Origin of the sequence: Streptomyces sp. HUAS YS2, assembly GCF_033343995.1 — a bacterium.
Lineage (GTDB): Bacteria > Actinomycetota > Actinomycetes > Streptomycetales > Streptomycetaceae > Streptomyces > Streptomyces solicathayae.
On sequence record NZ_CP137573.1, the window covers coordinates 5,255,983 to 5,275,586 of the forward strand.

At 73.4% G+C, this 19,604-nt stretch carries 15 protein-coding genes; 8 read left to right on the forward strand and 7 right to left on the reverse strand.

Features of this window, described 5'->3' with window-relative positions:
- From R2D22_RS24335 to R2D22_RS24345, 3 genes are all read right to left on the reverse strand, one after another.
- Nucleotides 1-1,359: an ABC transporter substrate-binding protein gene (locus R2D22_RS24335; protein ID WP_318106787.1), complete on the reverse strand. Its 1,359-nt coding sequence runs from the start codon at nucleotides 1,357-1,359 to the stop codon at nucleotides 1-3.
- 48 nt (nucleotides 1,360-1,407) lie between these two features.
- Nucleotides 1,408-2,622, reverse strand: coding sequence for an ROK family transcriptional regulator (locus R2D22_RS24340; protein ID WP_318106788.1), 1,215 nt, complete (start codon nucleotides 2,620-2,622; stop codon nucleotides 1,408-1,410).
- A gap of 174 nt (nucleotides 2,623-2,796) precedes the next feature.
- Nucleotides 2,797-3,840 (reverse strand): mechanosensitive ion channel family protein, encoded by a 1,044-nt coding sequence (locus tag R2D22_RS24345; protein ID WP_318106789.1) that lies wholly within the window; start codon nucleotides 3,838-3,840, stop codon nucleotides 2,797-2,799.
- 242 nt (nucleotides 3,841-4,082) lie between these two features.
- On the opposite strand from R2D22_RS24345, the gene R2D22_RS24350 reads away from it, so the two are divergent.
- The gene (locus R2D22_RS24350) at nucleotides 4,083-4,658 is read left to right on the forward strand and encodes an HNH endonuclease (RefSeq protein WP_318106790.1); all 576 of its coding nucleotides are present in this window, start codon (nucleotides 4,083-4,085) and stop codon (nucleotides 4,656-4,658) included.
- A gap of 72 nt (nucleotides 4,659-4,730) precedes the next feature.
- On the opposite strand, the gene R2D22_RS24355 is transcribed toward R2D22_RS24350, so the two are convergent.
- A complete protein-coding gene (locus tag R2D22_RS24355; protein ID WP_318106791.1) occupies nucleotides 4,731-7,781 on the reverse strand; it encodes a glycoside hydrolase family 84 protein in 3,051 nt (1,016 codons plus the stop codon).
- A 234-nt stretch (nucleotides 7,782-8,015) separates the two neighbouring features.
- Between R2D22_RS24355 and R2D22_RS24360 the strand changes: the two genes are divergently transcribed.
- From R2D22_RS24360 to R2D22_RS24370, 3 genes are all read left to right on the forward strand, one after another.
- A complete protein-coding gene (locus R2D22_RS24360) occupies nucleotides 8,016-8,303 on the forward strand; it encodes a hypothetical protein (RefSeq protein ID WP_411977073.1) in 288 nt (95 codons plus the stop codon).
- A gap of 3 nt (nucleotides 8,304-8,306) precedes the next feature.
- Entirely contained in the window at nucleotides 8,307-10,385 is a 2,079-nt protein-coding gene (gene malQ / locus R2D22_RS24365; protein WP_318106792.1) for a 4-alpha-glucanotransferase, read from the forward strand.
- A 69-nt stretch (nucleotides 10,386-10,454) separates the two neighbouring features.
- A complete protein-coding gene (locus tag R2D22_RS24370) occupies nucleotides 10,455-10,685 on the forward strand; it encodes a hypothetical protein (RefSeq protein WP_318106793.1) in 231 nt (76 codons plus the stop codon).
- A 95-nt stretch (nucleotides 10,686-10,780) separates the two neighbouring features.
- Here R2D22_RS24370 and R2D22_RS24375 read toward each other — a convergent pair whose 3' ends face one another.
- The gene (locus R2D22_RS24375) at nucleotides 10,781-11,302 is read right to left on the reverse strand and encodes a MarR family winged helix-turn-helix transcriptional regulator (RefSeq protein WP_318106794.1); all 522 of its coding nucleotides are present in this window, start codon (nucleotides 11,300-11,302) and stop codon (nucleotides 10,781-10,783) included.
- A 143-nt stretch (nucleotides 11,303-11,445) separates the two neighbouring features.
- On the opposite strand from R2D22_RS24375, the gene R2D22_RS24380 reads away from it, so the two are divergent.
- Genes R2D22_RS24380 through alc form a run of 4 tightly spaced genes read left to right on the forward strand, consistent with a single transcriptional unit; the run spans nucleotide 11,446 to nucleotide 15,522 of the window.
- Nucleotides 11,446-12,399, forward strand: coding sequence for an EamA family transporter (locus R2D22_RS24380; RefSeq protein ID WP_318106795.1), 954 nt, complete (start codon nucleotides 11,446-11,448; stop codon nucleotides 12,397-12,399).
- Nucleotides 12,400-12,425: 26 nt separating this feature from the next.
- Entirely contained in the window at nucleotides 12,426-13,355 is a 930-nt protein-coding gene (locus tag R2D22_RS24385) for a DMT family transporter (protein WP_318106796.1), read from the forward strand.
- A gap of 41 nt (nucleotides 13,356-13,396) precedes the next feature.
- On the forward strand, nucleotides 13,397-14,317 hold the full coding sequence (locus tag R2D22_RS24390; protein WP_318106797.1) for a LysR family transcriptional regulator: 921 nt from the start codon (nucleotides 13,397-13,399) through the stop codon (nucleotides 14,315-14,317).
- Nucleotides 14,318-14,376: 59 nt separating this feature from the next.
- Nucleotides 14,377-15,522 (forward strand): allantoicase, encoded by a 1,146-nt coding sequence (alc, locus tag R2D22_RS24395; RefSeq protein ID WP_318106798.1) that lies wholly within the window; start codon nucleotides 14,377-14,379, stop codon nucleotides 15,520-15,522.
- Between the two features lie 167 nt (nucleotides 15,523-15,689).
- On the opposite strand, the gene pepN is transcribed toward alc, so the two are convergent.
- Together pepN and R2D22_RS24405 are read right to left on the reverse strand one after the other, a co-directional pair.
- A complete protein-coding gene (gene pepN / locus R2D22_RS24400; RefSeq protein WP_318106799.1) occupies nucleotides 15,690-18,263 on the reverse strand; it encodes an aminopeptidase N in 2,574 nt (857 codons plus the stop codon).
- A gap of 52 nt (nucleotides 18,264-18,315) precedes the next feature.
- Nucleotides 18,316-19,602, reverse strand: a complete 1,287-nt coding sequence (locus R2D22_RS24405; protein ID WP_318106800.1) for a TerD family protein — start codon at nucleotides 19,600-19,602, stop codon at nucleotides 18,316-18,318.
- Nucleotides 19,603-19,604: the final 2 nt, after the last annotated feature.

The following is a 19,604-nucleotide window of genomic DNA, read 5'->3' on the forward strand; positions in this document are numbered from 1 at the left end:
CTACTTGGCCTTCTCGATGTCCGTGTCGATCTGTCGCGCGGTCCGTTCCAGACCACCCTTCAGGTCGGTTTCCTTCCCGGACTCGTACAGATAGCCGAACTCCTGCAGCGTCACCTGGTACACGCCGCCGTTGACGGAGGCCGGGGTGGTGTTGGACTTCGCGTGCCGCGCGATGTCGAGGAAGGTCTTGAAGCGCGGGTCGAGCTTCAGCTCGGGCGAGGTCAGGGCCTCGTTGGTGGAGGGCACGTTGCGCAGCTCGTTGGCGAAGTTGACCACCGCGTCGGTGTCGGTGGTCATGTACTTCACCAGCTCCCAGGCGGCGTTCTGCTTCTTGCTGGTGGCGGCGATGCCGACGATCGTGCCGGACAGGTAGCCCTTGCCGTACTCGTCGCGCTGGTCGTCGGCGACGGGCAGCGGGGCCACGCCTATCTCGAAGGGGAGCTTGGCGTCCATGGCCATGCCGAGGCGCCACTCGCCGTCCAGCTGCATGGCGACCTGGCCGGTGTGGAAGGGGTGCTTGGCGCCCCACTCGTCGCCGAAGGTGTTGCGGTACTTCTCCAGCTTCGCGAACCCGCCGAGCTTGTTCACCAGGTTCTTCTGCCAGGTGAACATGTTCGCGAAGGCCGGGTCCTTGGCGATGTTCGACTTGCCGGCCGCGTCGAAGTAGGTGGGGCCCCACTGGGCGACGAGGTGGCCGGGGGTGGACTCGTAGCCGTGGAAGACCGGCATGAAGCCGAGCCGCTCGTACGAGTCGCCCTTCGCCTTGGTCAGCTTGACGGCGGCGGCGTCGAACTCGCTCCAGGTCTCCGGCGGTTCGGTGATGCCGGCGGCCTCGAAGGCGTCCTTGTTGTAGTAGAGCCCGTAGGCGTCGCCGAGGAGCGGGAGGCTGCAGCGCCTGCCCTCGAACTGGGTGTAGTCGAGACGGGACTTGGCGAAGGTCTTCTCGAGGTCGATCTTCGACTTGTCGAGGAACGGCTTCAGGTCGGCGAACGCGCCGGAGGAGCAGAACTTGCCGACGTTGTCGGTGGTGAAGGACGACACCACGTCGGGGGCGTTGGAGCCACCGGCCCGCAGGGCCTGCTGGATCTTGTCGTCGGTGATGTTCGAGACGACCTTCACCTTGATGTTCGGGTGGTCCGCCTCGAACCGCTTCACGTTGTCGTTCACGGCCTTCACCTCGGACGGGGCGGACCAGCCGTGCCAGAAGGTGATTGTGGCCTTCGCCTTCGGGTCGTCGCCGGTGCCGCCGGCGGACTGGCCGGTACAGGCCGAGGCGAGCAGGGCGAGGGACGCGGCGGACGCGAGGGCGAGCGCCGCACGGCGGGCGCGGCGCGGGCGTTCGGGCAGGCGTACGGGCATGGCGAAGGCTCCCTTGGGGGTGGAGGGCGGCGAGAGGGGGGCGGTGGATCAGCGAGAGGTGTCGAAGACGTCGTCGCGCGTGGAGGCGAGGGCGCTCTCCAGCGCGCCGCGCAGGACGGGTCGCCGGGGCACGGCGGAGAGGACGAGCGTCGGCCGGGCGGCGGCGAGCTCGGTCAGCTCGGCCTGGACGCGGGCGCGCAGGGGTTCGCCGCCGGGGACGACGGCCTCGCCCGCGAGCACGACGAGTTCGGGGTCGAGGACGGCGACGAGGGAGGCGAGTCCGGTGGCGAGCCGTTCCGCGTACCGGTCGAGGAGTTGGGCGTACAGCGGGTCGGAGCCGTGCTCCTCGGAGGCCGTGGCGAGCAGCGCCGCGGTGGTGGTCACGTACGGCTGTTCCGGGGTGTCGATGCCGATGGCGCGGGCGATCCGGGGGACGGACTGGACGCCGGCGAGCTCCTGGAAGCCGCCGCTGTTGGCCTTGGTGACGCCGCGGACGAGCGGGGTGCCGGGCACCGGAAGGAAGCCGACCTCGCCGGCGCCGCCGGTGAAGCCTCGGTGCAGCCGGCCGCCGAGCACGAGGGCGGCGCCCATGCCCTCCTGGTTCCAGAGGAGGACGAAGTCCTGGTGCCCGCGGGCGGCGCCGAGGCGCTGCTCGGCGACGGCGACGAGGTTGACGTCGTTCTCGTACTCGAACGGCATCGGCAGGGCCGCGGCGAGTTCGTCGAGGAGGGTGGGGGAGTGCCAGCCGGGCAGGTGGGAGGCGTACCGCAGTCGTCCGGTGGCCGGGTCGAAGGCCCCGGGCGTCCCGATGACGAGCCGCCGGACGTCGCCGAGCGCGATCCCGGCGTCCTTGACGGCCCCGTCGAGCGCGGTCCGCACCTGCCCGACGACGTCGTGGCGGTCGCGCCCGGGTGTGGGCAGCTCGTACTCGCCGACGACCTCGCCGGTGATGTCGGCGACGGCGGCGAGGATCCGGTACGGATTGACGTCGAGCCCGGCGGCGTACCCGGCGCGCGGGTCGAGCGCGTACAGCTGGGCGCTGGGCCCCGGCCGACCGGCGGTCGTCCCGGTGGCGACGACGAGCCCGGCGGCCTCGAGCCGCGCGAGCAGCTGCGAGGCGGTGGGCTTGGACAGCCCGGTCAGCTTCCCGATCCGCGTCCGCGACAGCGTCCCGTGCTCCAGCAGCAGGTCGAGCGCGGCCCGGTCGTTCATGGCCCGCAGCACCCGCGGAGTCCCGGGTGTTCCCGGAGTGGTCCCGGCCATGGCGCCTGCACCCGCCCTTCGTTCCCGCACTGTTAGGAAACTTTCCTATTCGGTTGCCAGGAAGCTAAGGCGCCCCCCACACCCCCGTCAAGACACCGGAACCCCCGCCACCCCCGAGGCAACCAAAGCGTTACCTACGGGGGCGCCGGGGGTCCGGCACCCGTGAGCGGGGTGCTACTTCGACAGGTTCGGGTTGGCGCTCGGGAGGGGGGTGGCCGCTGCCGACTGGGGGGACGTGGCGTTGGCGAAGGCCGAGGGGGCGGACATGCCGGCCGTGGGGTCGGGGGTCGACTCCTCCGCCTGGGCGGGGATGCCGCCGACGATGCGGATGCCCGCCGCGTCCAGGGCGCGCTTGATGCGCCAGCGGAGTTCGCGCTCCACGCCGAGGGCCTTGCCCGGCATCGTCTTGGCCGAGACGCGGATCGTCATGGAGTCCAGCAGGACCTCGTTGAGGCCCAGCACCTCCACCGGGCCCCACAGGCGCTCGTTCCACGGCTCGTCCTTGGCCAGGCCGTCCGCCACCTCGACGATGATCGAGTTGATCTTGTCCAGGTCCTCCGTCGGGCGGACCGTCACGTCCACCGCCGCCGTCGCCCAGCCCTGGCTCAGGTTGCCGATCCGCTTGATCTCGCCGTTGCGGACGTACCAGATCTCACCGTTGTCGCCGCGCAGCTTCGTGACCCGGAGGCCCACCTCGACGACCTCGCCGGACGCCACACCCGCGTCGACAGAGTCGCCGACGCCGTACTGGTCCTCCAGGATCATGAACACGCCGGACAGGAAGTCCGTCACCAGGTTCCGCGCGCCGAAGCCGATCGCCACACCCGCGACACCGGCCGAGGCCAGCAGCGGCGCCAGGTCGATCGCGAACGCGCCGAGGATCATCAGGCCGGCCGTGCCCAGGATCAGGAACGACGCCACCGACCTCAGGACCGAGCCGATCGCCTCCGAGCGCTGCCGCCGCCGCTCCGCGTTGACCAGCAGACCGCCCAGCGCCGTGCCCTCCACCGCCTGGGCCGAGCGGTTCATCCGCTCTATGAGCTTCGTCAGGGCCCGCCGGACCGCCATCCGCAGCAGGAACGCCACCAGCAGGATCAGCAGGATCCGCAGGCCCGTGTTCAACCAGGTGGCCCAGTTCTCCTCCACCCAACCCGCCGCGTTGCTCGCCTTCTGGGCTGCTTCGTCGAGGGTGACGGGACCGGAACTCGGGTCGGACACGGGAGACCTCCATGCATCGCGTACAGACCAACCACACTAACGGGGCGTCGGGTGTGCTCCCGCTGTCCTGTTCGAGGGAGAGAGGCACCTCACGCGGGAAGACAGGGAGTGTGGTCGAGAACACGCCGGAACACCCCGGGCCCGTTACGTGTACGTGGTGGCGCTCCGACCAGGCATGAGGAGAGACTGAGAGCAGATCGTCCCGGCGCGAGCCACGCGCCGCCGGCGTATAGGAGGCATCCGTGCCACATGTCCTGGTCCTCAACGCGTCGTACGAGCCCCTCGGCGTCGTACCGCTCCGCCGCGCGCTCGTCCTCGTCCTCGAGAACAAGGCACTCTGCCTCGAGGAGTCCGGCGCCTTCCTGCACAGCGAGACCCGCGTCGTCGCCGCACCGAGTGTGGTCAGACTGAAGCGGTTCGTGCGGGTCCCCTACCGGGGGCCCGTTCCCTTGACCCGCAGAGCCCTCTTCGCCCGCGACGGCGGGCGTTGCATGTACTGCGGTGGCGTCGCAACCAGCGTCGACCACGTCATTCCGCGCAGTCGGGGCGGGACGCACGCCTGGGACAACGTGGTGGCCGCCTGCCGCCGCTGCAACCACGTCAAGGCCGACCGGCACCTGCGGGAGCTGGGCTGGCGGCTCCGCCACCAACCCGCGCCGCCGACCGGACTGGCCTGGCGGATCATCGGCACGGGACACCGAGACCCGCGCTGGCTGCCGTACCTCCAGCCGTACGGCGCGGACGACGCGATGGCCCGGATCGATGCCGTGTCCCCACCCCGCGAGGGAGTGGCCACGGTGCCGAGTCCGGGCCTTTGACGTAGCAGGACCACAAGGGGCGCCGCACCCGCGGCGCCCCTGGCCTTCACTCCCTGCCTTCGCCCCCGGCCTTCACTCCTCCGGGCGATCCTCCGGCCGCCCGTCCGCCGGGGGATCCGGCGGCGTGTTCCCCTCCTCGGGGTCGCCCTCCGGCGCCGCAACCGCATACGTCTCCACCGACCACAGCGAGTACCCGTACTCCGTCGCCCGCGCGTCCCCCTGCACCCGCAGGAACCGCGTGTCCGCCGCGTCCATCCGTACCGACTCGCGGCCACCCCGGCCGTCGCGCACCGTGGCCGCCGTGCGCCAGGTACGGCCGTCCGCGGAGACCTGCACCCGGTACCGGGTCGCGTACGCGTCCTGCCAGTGCAGCACCACCCGGCCTATCCGGGCCGGCCGCGGCAGCTCCAGCTGCCACCAGGCGCCGTCCTCCGCCGGGGACGACCAGCGCGTGGCAGGGTCGCCGTCGACCGCGAGCGCCGCCGGGAAGTCCGGTGTCTCGTCGCCCGACGAGGACGCCGTGGCCGTCCGGGCCAGGTCCGGTCCGGCGGTGCGCGGGAAGGCGCGCACGGTCAGCACCTGCTCCTCGCCCGCGAACGACACCGGCACCCGGTACGCCCCGGCCGGCGTGCCCGCCGCCACCGACACGATCAGCGGCACCGTCGCCCCGGTGCCGCGCGGCACCCGGATCTCCTTCGGCAGCCGTACCGAGACCCCCTTCGGCGGCCTCGCGGTCAGCGTGCCGCGCACCTCGCCCGGCCGCCGCCCCACCAGGCGTACGCCGATCCGCTGCGCCGGGCCGCCGATCTCCGCGTCCGCCTCCGTCCGGGCCAGTTCCAGCTCCGCCTGCGGATCGTCCGCGAACCACGGCACCAGCGAGCGGACCCCGGGCGCCCGGCCGTCGGTCCACACGACCCGCACCGCCTGGGCGCGCAGTCCCTTCGCGTCCGTCTGCGTCCAGCCGGTCGGCGAGACCGGGCCCAGCTCCCGCCAGCCCTCGCCCGGCAGATACGCCTCCACCCGCGCCGCGTCGCCGGTGCCCGGCTCGGTCATCAGCGTCACGGACTCCACCGGCCTGGGCCGGTCGAGCCGCACGGTGTACGCGCCCGTTTCCGCGGCCGTCCCCGGCGAGGGCGCGGCCTCGCGCGCCCGGTTCGCGCCCGTCCAGGCCGCCGACTCCGTCACGGCCCGTGCCAGGAACGGGTCGAGGACGCCCTTGCCGACCGTCGCCCGGGTGGACCTGGTCAGCGCGCCGCGCTGCGGCTCCAGCAGGAGCTGCGCCTGCCAGGCCGCGGCGCCGTCGCCGCGCGCCTGGGCCTGCAGCATGTCGACCGCCGTCTCGCCGGCGAGGCCGTACCGCGACAGCTGCTCCAGCCAGGGCCGCACCTCGTCGTCGAGCAGTCCGCCGGCCGTGCCGCCGAGCCGCTGGGGCGCCTCGCGCATCACGGTGAACGCGGCCCGCAGCTCGCCCGCCGCGCGGTCCCGGGCGGCCGGGTCGGCGCCCCCGCGGGTCCGCCAGAACGCCGCCATCAGCGGCTTGAGGTACGCGGACTCCGCGGCCGGGTCGAGCAGCGAGGAGGCCCCGTTGCCGGCCAGCGCGTGCAGCGCCTCGCGGGCCTTCGGGTCGGCGCCCGCGAGATCGTCGACGGCGGCCCGCCACGACTCCTGGGCGCGGTAGCCCTTCGGGTTCCAGGCGTAGTCGGCGGCCGTGAACAGCGGGATCCGGGACGCGGCCGGCTGCTCCATCGCGTTGGCCAGGAAGGCGGCCGAGCCGGCGGCGACGGCCGGTTCGCGGCCGGTGTGCGGGCCGAGGAAGAGCCGGTCCTGCGCGTAGTCGTTGACGGGGTAGTTGTCCATGGTGACCAGCGGATGCCGGAACGTGTCCCGGGCCCCGGCCAGTTCGCGGCCGGTGATGGTGCGCGGCACCACCCCGACGCCCGTCCAGGCGACCTGCACCCGGTCGTCGAGCTTCGCGGCGAGCGCCTTGCGGTAGGCCGTCGCGCCGTCCTGGTAGTACTCGGTCGGCATCAGCGTCAACGGCTCGGCGTCCGGGTGCCGTTCGGCGAGGTGACGGGCGACCGCGCCGGCCACCCGGGCGTGCGCCTCGGCGGCAGCCCGCGGCCCGCTCCCGAAGGTGTCCGCGTCCCGGTCGCAGTGCCACTCGCTGTAGCTGACGTCCTGGAACTGCAGCTGGAAGGCGCGCACGCCGAGCGCCCACATGGCGTCGATCTTGCGGGTGAGCGCCTTCACGTCGTCGTCGGACGCCAGGCACATGGACTGCGCGGGCGAGACGGCCCAGGCGAGCGTCACGTGGTTGGCGCGGGCCCGCTCGGCCAGTTCGCGGAACGCGGTCCGCTCGGCGGCGGGGTACGGGTCGCGCCACAGGGTCTGCCGGTACGGGTCGTCGCCGGGGGCGTACAGAAAGCGGTTCTGCTTCGTCCGGCCGAGGAAGTCGATCTGGGCGAGGCGCTGTTCGCGGGTCCAGGGACGGCCGTAGAAGCCCTCGGTCATGCCGCGGACGACCGAGCCGGGCCAGTCGCGGACGAGCACGGCCGGTATCTCGCGCCCGGCGCCGCCCGGTCTGTCGGTGATCAGCTGCCGCACTGTCTGGACGGCGTGGAACAGGCCGTCCGGGCCGACCCCGTCGAGGGCGGCGGTGTCCCGGCCCGCGTGGCGTCCGGTCGCCAGCCGGTAGCCGCCCCGGGGCAGATCGGCGCGCTCGGGGGCGCGCAGCGCCCGCAGCGCCTCCGCGGCGCCCGACGTCCCGTCACCGGCCGGGCCGGACAGCCGGATCACCGGTCCCCGGCCGGGCAGCGCGGTGTGCACCGTACGCACCCCGGCGGCGCGCAGCGCCTCGCGCAGCGCCGCCACGGCGTACGGGTCGGCGTCGGCATCCGCGAGCAGGACGACATCGGTCCCGAGGGCCACCGGAGCCGCGGCGGAGGCGGTGAGGGACTGGGGGCGCGGCCAGACCGAGGGGACGTCGGCGCGCTGCTCGTCGGGGGTGGTGACGGGGGAGACCGGGGCCGCGTACACGGGGGCGGCCGTGCCGCCGCCGAGGAGTCCGCCGATGACGGCGGCCGCGACCGCCGTCGCCGTCCGCCTGCCGCGTCCCAGGTGCACGTCCGTCTCCCCTCGACGCCGCTCCGGCCGGGTGCCGCTTCCGCCCTGTGGCCCACCCGTACATCACGAGTGGGTTACGAGCCCACCACCCGCTCGCCGAAGGTGTCAACGCCGGTGGTCGATCTGTCGGTTTTGCCCGGCGGGGTGGCGCCCCTGCGCCACGTTCCGCGGGTAGAACGGAGGGTGACCGGCGTCACGCGGCACGTCTGCGGCGACGCCCGCTGGGTAGGGCTGATGTGTTCCGCACCCGAGCCGCACGCGTGGTCGGCACCCGAGCCGCACGCGTGTTCCGTACGCCGACACGAACGGGAGGCCTCCGTGGCCGCGTCCGCCCAGCCGCAGCCCCACGTCCCCGCCCCGCGCCGCCCCGTGCCCACCGAGCCGGGGCCGCTCACCAGCGAGCCCCCGCTCGCCGACACCGCCCCCCTGACCAGCGAGCCGCCGCTGACCGACGCGGCGCCCCTGACCAGCGAACCCACCGCCCACGGCACCGCGGGCGGTACGGAGTCCCCAGGAGTGTGAGAAGTGACCCTGGCCCGCCTCGCCGAACTCCACGGCGTCGCCACCGAGTACGCCCCCTCCGAGGGCGTCACCGTCCGCGTCCCCGACGCGACCGTGGTGACCGTGCTGCGTGCCCTGGACGTCGACGCGTCCACGCCCGAGGCCGTCGCCGCCGCCCTCGCCGCGGCCGAACGGGACGCCCGGGAGCGGCTGCTTCCGGCCACCCTGGTCCTGTGGCGCGGCGAACCGGCGCCCCGGGCGCTCGACGGACTGCCGCCCGGCACGGCGCTGCGGGTCACCACGGAGGACGGCGCGCGCCTCGACTGGAGCCCCGACGACCCGTCCGCGCCGCCGCTCGGCGTGTACCGGATCGAGGCGCAAGCCCCCGACGGCCGGTCCTCCCGGAGCACGCTCGTCGTCGCGCCCGAGCGGCTGCCGCAGCCCCCGGAGCGCGTCCACGGGCTGCTCGTCCAGCTGTACTCGGTGCTGTCCGCGCGCTCCTGGGGCATGGGTGACCTCGGCGACCTGCGGGAGATGGCCGGCTGGGCGGGCCGTACCCACGGGGCCGGGTTCGTCCAGGTGAACCCGCTGCACGCGGCGGTGCCCGGCGCGCCCGTCGATCCGTCCCCGTACCGGCCGTCCTCGCGCCGCTTCCCCGACCCGGTCCATCTGCGGATCGAGGAGATCCCGGAGTTCGGGTACGTCGGTCCCGAGTACCGCGCCGAGCTCGACGCCGTCCTCCAGGAAGCGGGGGAGCTGCGGGAACGGGTCCTGAACAAGGGCGCGTTGATCGACCGGGACGCGGTGTGGGCGGCGAAGCGGCGGGCCCTGGAGCTCGTCGCGACGGTGCCGCTCGGGCCCGGCCGGCGGGCGGAGTACTGCGACTTCCTCGCCGAGCACGGCCGTGCCCTGGAGGACCACGCCACCTACTGCGCGCTCGCCGAGCGGTACGGCCACCACTGGCGCGACTGGCCGGCGGAGCTGCGCGATCCGCGCTCCGCCGAGGCCGTGGTGCGGACCGACGGCGAGCTGGCCGCCCTGGTCGACTTCCACTGCCGGCTGGCCTGGTTGACGGACCGGCAGCTCGGGGCGGCCTCCCGGGCCGCCCGGGAGGCGGGGATGGCCGTCGGGGTCGTCCACGACCTCGCGGTCGGCGTCCACCCGGACGGCTCCGACGCCTGGGCCGGGCAGGACGCCTTCGCCGCCGGGATGTCCGTCGGTGCCCCGCCGGACGCGTTCAACGCCCGCGGCCAGGACTGGGGGCTGCCCCCGTGGCGGCCGGACGCGCTCGCCGCCTCCGGCCACGCCCCGTACCGCGGGCTGCTGCGGGGCATGCTGCGGCACGCCGGGGCTCTGCGCATCGACCACGTGATGGGCCTGTTCCGGCTCTGGTGGGTGCCGGAGGGCCGCGAGCCCACCGAGGGGACCTACGTCCGGTACGACGCCGAGGCGATGCTCGCCGTCCTGGTCCTGGAGGCCCACCGGGCGGGCGCGCTCGTCGTCGGCGAGGACCTCGGGACGGTCGAGCCGGGGGTGCGCGAGGCGCTGGAACGGCGCGGCGTGCTCGGCACCTCGGTGCTCTGGTTCGAGCGGGACTGGGCGGGCGACGGCCGTCCGCTGGCCCCGGAGCGCTGGCGGGCCGGCTGCGTCGCCACCGCCACCACGCACGACCTGCCGTCCACCGCCGCCCGGCTGACGGGCGAGCACGTGGAGCTGCGGCACCGGCTCGGGCTGCTCCCCGGAGAGCTGGGCCGGGAGCGGGCGGCCGACCGCGCGGAGGTCGCCGAGTGGCTCGGCTACCTGGACCGGCTCGGCCTGCTGCCGGAGGGCATCGGCGACGAGGAGGCCGAGGTGCGGGCCGTGCACCGGTTCCTGCTGCGCACCCCGGCCCGGATGGTCGGGATCTGGCTGCCGGACGCGGTGGGGGACCGGCGGCCGCAGAACCTGCCGGGCACCTGGGACCAGTACCCGAACTGGCGGCTGCCGGTCGCGGACGCCTCGGGCCGCCCGCTGACGCTCGACGAACTGGCCGGCTCGCCCCGGCTGCACCGCCTCCTGGACCTGTTCGGCGGACCGGGCGCGGGGGCGCGTACTGAGGGGTGAGGGGCGCTGAGGGGCCCGTACGGCACCCCCGGGCGCGCGGTCCGTCAGGGCGTTCGCTACGTTTGCACCGTGGACAAGAAGAACGCCCTGCGCGCCGGCGCCGTGACGGCCGGTACGACGCTGATGATGCTGCTCATGTCGTCCCCCGCGCTCGCGCTCACGCGTGACGACGGTGACGACCCGGCCCCCAAGCTGAGTGTCGCCGAGACGCTCGGCCTGTTCGTGGGCCTGCCGATCGCGCTGTTCCTGGTGATCTGCGGTCTGGTGATGGTGCTCGACAAGTCGAAGAAGCAGGCGTAACCACCCGCTGATTCCCGCGAGGGCGCCGTACGGTCCGTCATGGACCGTACGGCGCCCTCGTGTGCGTTCCTTCAGGCGTTCCCGCGCACGGAACGTCAGACCGTCGTCGCGAGCAGCTTGCGCAGCAGCCCCGCGAGCTGCTCCGCCTCCTCCTCGGTGAGCGCCGCCTCCAGGGCCGCCCGCTGCTGGGCCAGCCCCGCGCCCACCGCCTCGTCCACCAGCTCGCGGCCATGTTCGGTGAGCGTCACCCGCAGCGCGCGCCGGTCGTTCGGGTCGGGGCTGCGGGTGAGCAGCCCGGCCTTCTCCAGCTTGTCCAGCCGGCCGGTCATCCCGCCGGTGGTGATCATCAGCGTCGCGGCCAGCTCGCGCGGCGACAGCGTGTACGGCGCCCCGGAGCGGCGCAGCGTCGCCAGCACGTCGAACTCCCCCAGTCCCATGCCTCCGTGGGCCGAGTACGCCTTGTCCACCCTGCCGCGCATCGCCGCCGACAGCCGGTAGATCCGGCCGAAGACGGCCATCGGAAGGGTCTCCAGGTCGGGTCGTACGACGGCCCACTGGTCCGCGATGGCGTCGACGGCGTCGCGGGCGGGGCCGGGGGCGGGGGTGCGCTTCTCCATGGGGTCAGTTTTCCCTCCGTGGCGACTCGATGGCAAGAAAGCCACTTGCAAGAAAGTATCTTAGTGCTAAGTTAATTACTGCCAAGCCGATCGGCCCGCTCCGGGCCACCCGGTCGCACCCGTCTCCGCAGGGGGGATCCGTCATGTCCCGCAAGGCCGCCGTCGTCGCACTGACCGCGCTCGCCCCCATCTCCTGGGGCTCCACCTACTTCGTCACCACCGAGTTCCTGCCGCCCGACCGGCCGCTGTTCACCGGTCTGATGCGCGCCCTGCCCGCCGGCCTGCTGCTCCTCGGACTCACCCGGAAGCTGCCGACCGGGGCCTGGTGGTGGAAGGCGGCCGTGCTCGGCGCGCTCAACATCGGCGCCTTCTTCCCGCTGCTCTTCCTCGCCGCGTACCGGCTGCCCGGCGGTGTGGCGGCGGTCGTCGGCTCGGTCGGCCCGCTCTTCGTCGTCGGCCTCGCGGCCCTCTTCCTCGGTGACCGCCCGACGTCGAAGTCCCTGCTCACCGCGATCGCGGCGGCCTTCGGAGTGAGTCTGGTCGTGCTCAAGGCGGGCGCCGCGCTGGACGTCGTCGGCGTGGCCGCCGGTCTGCTGTCCGCCCTGTCGATGTCCGCGGGCACCGTCTTCACCAAGCGCTGGGGGCGCCCGGAGGGCGTCGGTGCGCTGGCCCTGACCGGCTGGCAGCTCACCGCGGGCGGCCTGATCATCCTGCCGATCGCCTTCCTGATCGAGGGCGCCCCGCCCGCCCTGGACGCCACCAACCTGGCCGGCTACGCGTACCTCGCCCTGGGCAACACCGCCGTCTCGTACTTCCTCTGGTTCCGCGGCATCGAGCGGCTGAGCGCCTCCTCCGTCACGCTGCTCGGCCCGCTCTCGCCGATCACCGCGGCCGTCATCGGGTGGGCCGCGCTCGGCCAGGCGCTCGGCCCGGTGCAGCTGGTCGGCATGGTGATCGCCTTCGGTGCCACGCTGGTCGGCCAGATGGGTCCGCGGGCCCCGAAGAAGACCGCGCCGGTCGCCGGGTCGTTCAGCTCTCCTGAAAGGAAAGCTCAGGAAGTTTCGATGGACCTGGAGGTTTCCGGGGTGCGACGGTAGGGGCGCACCCGAACCGAAAGGACCCCATGACCTCCCTGGACCACCGTGTCACCGACGAACGGCCGGCCCCCGCCGAGCGCCTTGCGCGGGGAGCCGGCCTCGGTCTTCTCCTGGCGGCCGTCGCCACGGTCGTCTGGTCCGGGAGCTTCGTCGTGGCCAGGGCCCTGCACGACACCGTCCCCCCGATCCAGCACAACTTCTGGCGCTGGATCGTCGCCATCGTCGCCGTCGCCCCGTTCGCCGCCCGCGAGACCTGGCGGCAGCGGGCGCTGATCCGGCGGCATCTCGGCTTCCTCACCCTCGCCTCGCTGCTCGGCATCACCGTCTACAACACCCTGATCAACCAGGCCGGCACCGCGACCAGCGCCGCCAACATGGGCATGATCATGGCCGCCTCGCCGGTCCTGATGGCCGTGTACGAGCGGCTCGGCGGCGGCCGGCTCGGCCCGCGCCGCGTCACCGGGATGGCCGTCGCCCTCGCCGGCGTCCTGCTCCTCGTCGGCCGCGGCTCCTTCGCCGCCGACTTCGCCGTCGGCGACCTGTGGGCCATGGCGGCGGCCGTCGCCTTCGCCTCGTACAGCGCCCTGCTCAAGCGCCGCCCGGCCGAACTCGGCGGCCTGGTCTTCCTCTTCGCCACCTTCGTGCTCGGCACCCTGATGCTCGCCCCGGCCTTCGCGGTCAGCGTCGCAACCCAGGGTGGCTTCCGGCCCACCGCCGGCACCGTCGGCCAGCTCGTCTACGTCGGCGTCGCCTCCTCCGCCGTCGCCTTCTTCGCCTGGAACAAGGCCGTCGCCCTGATCGGCGCGGGCCGCGCCGGAGTCGTCTACTACCTCCAGCCGGTCTGCGTGGCCCTGCTCTCGTACGCCCTGCTCGGCGAGGACCTGGGCCTCCTCGGCGGCGCGTGCATGGCCCTGATCCTGGGCGGGGTCGCCCTGGCCTCGGCCCGGAGCCGGTGACCGCGCCGGAGCGGGGCGGCGCGCCCGGTAGGTTGCGGCCCATGACCGAGTGGGACATCAAGAAGCTCCAGATCCTGCGGACCCTGCGCGACCGCGGCACCGTCACCGCGACCGCGGAGACGCTGCGGATGACCCCCTCGGCCGTCTCCCAGCAGCTCACCAACCTCGCCAAACAGCTTGGCGTGCCGCTCCTGGAGGCCCACGGGCGGCGCGTCCGGCTCACCGACGCCGCCCACCTCGTGCTCCGGCACGCCGAGTCCGTGTTCGCCCAACTGGAGCGCGCCGACGCCGAACTGGCCGGCTACCTGCGCGGCGAGGCCGGCGAGGTGCGGGTCGCCGCGTTCTCCACCGCCGTGCCCGCGCTCGTCGTGCCCGCCGTGCAGCAGCTGCGGGCCGACCACCCCGGGCTTGGCGTACGGGTCAGGGAGGCCGAGGCGGCGGAGGCGTACGAACTCCTGGGCGCCGGAGACGTCGACCTGGCCCTCTCGCTGGCCGCCCACGCCCCCTCCGTGCGCGACCCCAAGTTCAGTCGTGTCCCGCTGCTCGCCGACCCGCTCGACGTCGCCCTGCCCGCCGGGCACCCGCTCGCCGGCGCGCCCGGGCTGCGGCTCGCCGACCTGTCCGCCGAGCCGTGGATCTTCGGCGGCTCCGGACCGTGGTCCGAGATCACCATCGCCGCCTGCGAGGCGGCCGGCTTCGTGCCCGAACAGGCGCACAGCGCCGCCGGCTGGACGGCGATCCTCGCCATGGTCGAGGCCGGCATGGGCGTCGCCCTGGTGCCCCGGATGGCGTCCGCGGAGCGCCCCGGCGGGGTCGTCATGCGGGTGCTCGCCGCCGACCAGCCGCGCCGTCACGTCGTCGCCGCCGTCCGGCGCGGCGCGGAGGAGGGCCCGGCCCTGGCCAAGGTGCTGGGTGCGCTCCGGCAGGCCGCGGCCCGCCGGGAAACCGTTCAGCAGAACTGAAAAGGACCGTCGAAAACATTCGATGGACCGGGCGGGTCCGGACGCGGCACAGTCGAGGCATGACCTTCGCCGAGAACACCGAGAACGCCGAGAACCAGGACCCGCACGCCAACGACGCCGCCCCGTACTCCGGCGGCGACCCGTACGCCGACTACCGCACCGGTGACTTCCCCTTCACCGAGCTGGTCGACCTGGCCGACCGCCGTCTCGGCGCCGGTGTCGTCGCCGCGAACGACGAGTTCTTCGCCGAGCGCGAGAACCTCCTCGTCCGCGAGCGGGCGGTCTTCGACCCGGAGCACTTCGGGCACAAGGGCAAGATCATGGACGGCTGGGAGACCCGCCGCCGCCGCGGCGCCGACGCCGAGAACGTCTTCCCCGCCCCCGAGGACCACGACTGGGCGATCGTCCGCCTCGGCGCCCCCGGGGTCATCCGCGGCATCATCGTCGACACCGCTCACTTCCGCGGCAACTACCCGCAGAAGGTCAGCATCCAGGCCGCTTCCGTCGAGGGCTCCCCGAGCCCGGAGCAGCTGCTCTCCGACGAGGTGAAGTGGGAGGAGCTCGTCCCGCCGACCCCCGTGCGCGGCCACGCCGCCAACGGCTTCGAGATCACCGCCGAGCGCCGCTACACCCACCTCCGCCTCTGCCAGCACCCCGACGGCGGCGTCGCCCGCCTCCGCGTGCACGGCGAGGTCGTGCCCGACCCCGAGTGGCTGGAGCTGCTCGGCACCCTCGACCTGATCTCCGTCCTCAACGGCGGTGCGTACGAGGACGCGTCGGACAAGTTCTACTCCTCGCCGACCCAGATCATCCTGCCCGGCACCTCCCGCAAGATGGACGACGGCTGGGAGAACCGCCGCCGCCGGGTCCGCGGCACCAACGACTGGGTGCGCTTCCGGCTCGCCGCGCAGGGCGCCGTCCGCGCCGTCGAGATCGACACCGCCTACCTCAAGGGCAACTCGGCCGGCTGGATCGCGCTCCAGGGCCGCAACGGCGACAGCGGCGAGTGGTTCGAGATCATCCCGCGGACCAAGCTGCAGCCCGACACCCTGCACCGCTTCAAGCTCCCCGCGCAGGCCGTCGTCACCCACGTCCGCCTCGACGCCTTCCCCGACGGCGGCGTGGCCCGGATGCGGCTGCACGGCGCGCTCACCGAGCAGGGCGCGGCCCACCTGCGGGCCCGCTACGAGGAACTGAACGGCTGACCCACGAACTCCGCCCGGTGGCGCGGCGCGCACGAACGCCCGCGCCACCGGGCGGTTCTCAACGCGGGCTCGACGAAGCGCCCGTGCAACGACAGAAGGGGCACCTCCGTGGGGGAGGGTGCCCCTTCGCCGTGTTCACGTACCGGTTCGCACCGGTGCCACGGGTACTACTTCGCCGCGGCCCGGTCCGCCGCCTGGGCCTTCAGGGCCCGCTCGACGCCCGCGCGCGACTCGGTCACCAGGCGGCGCAGCGCCGGAGCCGGGTCGTTCTCCGCGATCCACGCGTCCGTCGCGTCCAGCGTCTCCTGCGAGACCTGGAGGGTCGGGTAGAGGCCGACCACGATCTGCTGCACGATCTCGTGGCTGCGGGTCTCCGCGATGCCCTTGATGGAGGCGAAGTACTTCGCCGTGTACGGGGCGATCAGCTCGCGCTGGTCGGTCTGCACGAAGCCCGCGATGACCGCCTCCTGCACGGCGTTCGCCAGCTTGTCGTCCTCGACGACCGACGCCCAGGCCGCTGCCTTCGCGGCCTCGGTCGGACGCCCGGCCCGCGCGGTCGCCGCGTGCCGCTCGCCCGCCGCCGTACGGTCCCGCTCCAGCTCGGCCGCGATCTCCGGCTCGTCGAACCGGCCGGTCGCCGCGAGCCGCTGCACGAACGCCCAGCGCAGCTCGGTGTCCACGACCAGGCCGTCGACGACCACGCCGCCGTCCAGCAGACCCGCCAGCAGGTCCAGCTCCGCGTCCGTGCGCGCGGTCTCGGCGAACGCGCGCGCCCACGCCAGCTGGTGGTCGCTGCCCGGGGCGGCCGCCCGCAGCTGCTCCTGCGCGGCCTCCGTCCAGCGGGTCAGCCCGGCCGGACGCCAGGCCGGGTCCGCGTACAGCTCGATCGCCAGCTTCACCTGGCGCTGCAGCGACTGCACCACGCCGATGTCGGACTCCTTGGTGATGCCGGACAGCACCAGCTCCAGGTAGTCCCGGGTGGCCAGCTCGCCGTCGCGGGTCATGTCCCAGGCCGAGGCCCAGCACAGCGCGCGCGGCAGCGACTCGGTGAAGTCGCCCAGGTGCGCGGTGACGTTCTTCAGCGACACCTCGTCGAGGCGGACCTTCGCGTACGACAGGTCGTCGTCGTTGAGCAGCACGACCGCCGGCCGGGTGCGGCCCACGAGCTGCGGCACGTCGGTCAGGCCGGCGGCGGCGATGTCCAGCTCCAGCCGGTCGGTGCGGACCAGCTTGCCGTCCTTCAGGTCGTACAGGCCGATCGCGATCCGGTGCGGACGCAGCACGGCCTCGCCCTTGGCGCCGGCCGGCAGCGCCGGGGCCTCCTGCCTGACGGCGAACGCGGTGATCGTGCCGTTCTCGTCGGTCTCGATCTCCGGGCGCAGGATGTTGATGCCGGCCGTCTCCAGCCACGCCTTCGACCAGGCCTTCAGGTCACGGCCGGAGGTCTCCTCCAGCGCGCCCAGCAGGTCCGACAGACGCGTGTTGCCGAAGGCGTGCCGCTTGAAGTACGCCTGGACGCCCTTGAAGAACTCGTCCTGGCCGACGTACGCCACCAGCTGCTTCAGGACCGAGGCGCCCTTGGCGTACGTGATGCCGTCGAAGTTGACGAGCACGTCCTCCAGGTCGTTGATCTCGGCCATGATCGGGTGGGTGGACGGCAGCTGGTCCTGCCGGTACGCCCAGGTCTTCTCCGCGTTGGCGAAGGTGGTCCAGGCGTTCGGCCAGCGGGTGCCCGGCACGGACGCCTGGCAGGCGACCGAGGTGAAGGTGGCGAACGACTCGTTCAGCCAGAGGTCGTTCCACCACTCCATGGTGACGAGGTCGCCGAACCACATGTGGGCGAGCTCGTGCAGGATCGTCTCGGCGCGGCGCTCGTACGCGGCGTCCGTCACCTTCGAGCGGAAGACGTACTGGTCGCGGATGGTCACCGCGCCCGCGTTCTCCATCGCGCCCGCGTTGAACTCGGGCACGAACAGCTGGTCGTACTTGGCGAAGGGGTAGTCGTACGCGAACTTCTCCTGGAACCAGTCGAAGCCCTGGCGCGTGACGTCGAAGATGTGGTCCGCGTCGAGGAACTCGGCGAGCGACGGGCGGCAGTAGATGCCCAGCGGGACGGTCCGGCCGTCCTTCTCGTAGGTCGAGTGCACCGCGTGGTACGGGCCGACGATCAGTGCGGTGATGTACGTGGAGATCCGTGGCGTCGGCTCGAAGACCCAGAGGTCGTCCTTCGGCTCCGGGGTGGGGCTGTTGGAGATCACGGTCCAGCCGGCCGGGGCCTTCACTGTGAACTGGAAGGTCGCCTTCAGGTCCGGCTGCTCGAAGGAGGCGAAGACGCGGCGCGCGTCCGGGACCTCGAACTGCGTGTACAGGTAAGCCTGGTCGTCGACCGGGTCGACGAACCGGTGCAGGCCCTCGCCGGTGTTCGTGTACGCGCAGTCGGCGACGACCCTCAGCTCGTTGCGGCCGGCCTTCAGCCCGGGCAGGGCGATCCGCGAGTCCTGGAACGCGGCGGCGACGTCCAGCGCGTGGCCGTTGAGCACGGCCTCGTGCACGGTGGGGGCGACGAGGTCGATGAAGGTCTCGGCGCCCTCCTCGGCGGAATCGAAGCGGACGGTGGTGACGGACCGGTAGGTGCCGCCCTCCTGCGCACCGGTGAGGTCCAGTTCGACCTCGTACGCGTCCACGGTCAGCAGCTTCGCCCGCTGCTGCGCCTCTTCACGGGTCAGGTTTGTGCCAGGCACCCGGTCAACTCCTCGGTTTCGTGACGTTTGGCCCATCCTTCCACGGGGCGCGTCAACGGCGCACGGCGCATTTCCAAGGGCCGTCGCCGCTGATCCGGAGCAGCCCGGGGCCGGGCACCGGGGCACTCACCCGGGTGTCCCCGATCTCGTTGACCAGCAGGTCCTGGTCCTCCTCGTCGTACTCCGGGTACTCGGGCGGGGTGTGCAGATGGACGGTGAAGTTCGACTCGCCGCCGTGGAAGAAGTCCAGGACACCGGCCGGGCCCTCGTAGATCACCAGATCGTGTGCGTGGCCCTCGATGTGGCCGTCGAACCGGCGGGCGTGGGTGAGCGGCAGGACGCGCAGCGTCCAGGGGGTGTCGGCCTCGACGCGCAGCGCCAGCGGGCGGTCGCGGGGGACCAGGGCGACGGTACGGGCGTGCACGTCGTCCTCGTACGCCATGAGCAGGAAGTCCTCGGCGCGGCCGTAGGCGTCGCAGGACTCGATGGTCGTCGAGATGGAGTTGTACGCCTCGATCTCGAGCAGCGCCCAGCCCGGCGGGATCGCCGGGTCGCAGTGCACGGTCTCCTTGCCGCGGCCCTGGTGGGTGGAGGGCCGGAAGGAGGAGGAGAAGGGGTCGTACGCGGGCGCGGCGGGCGGCTGGTACGGCGCGGGCACGGGCGCCGCCGGGGGCTGCTGGTACGGGGCCTGGGCCGGGGCTGCGGGCGGCTGGTACGGGGCCGGCTGCTGGTACGGAGCGGTGGGCGGCTGGTACGGGGCCGCCGGGGGCGGGACGTAGCCCGGGCCCGGGATCGGGGCCGGCGGGGGCTCGACGACGATGCCGAAGTCCGTCGCGAGGCCGGCCAGGCCGGACGCGTACCCCTGCCCGACCGCGCGGAACTTCCAGCCGCCGGTCCGGCGGTAGAACTCGCCGAAGACGAACGCGGTCTCCGTCGTCGCGTCCCCGATCGCGAAGTACGCCACCGGCCCGCCGGACGGGTCCGCCACCCGCACGTCGAGCCCCGGCACCCGCCCGAACGGGCCGCCGTCCGCCGAGGCGGCGACGACGATCCGCTCCACCTCCGGCTCGACGCGCGCCAGGTCCAGCCACAGCCAGTCCGCGGTCGCCGCGCCCGGAGCGCCCGGCGCCGACTTGCCCAGATGCCGCACCGCGCCCGAGGGATGCGTCCCGTGGTTGTAGAACACCAGGTCCGCGTCCCCGCGCACCCGCCCGCTCGCGTCGAGCAGCAGCGCCGACACGTCCACGTCCGGCACCCCGGCCCCGGTCAGCCAGCTCACCGCGACCTGGAGCGCCTGCGCGGGCACCGGAATGTTGGCGCCCTTCGGTATCTGGGTCATGC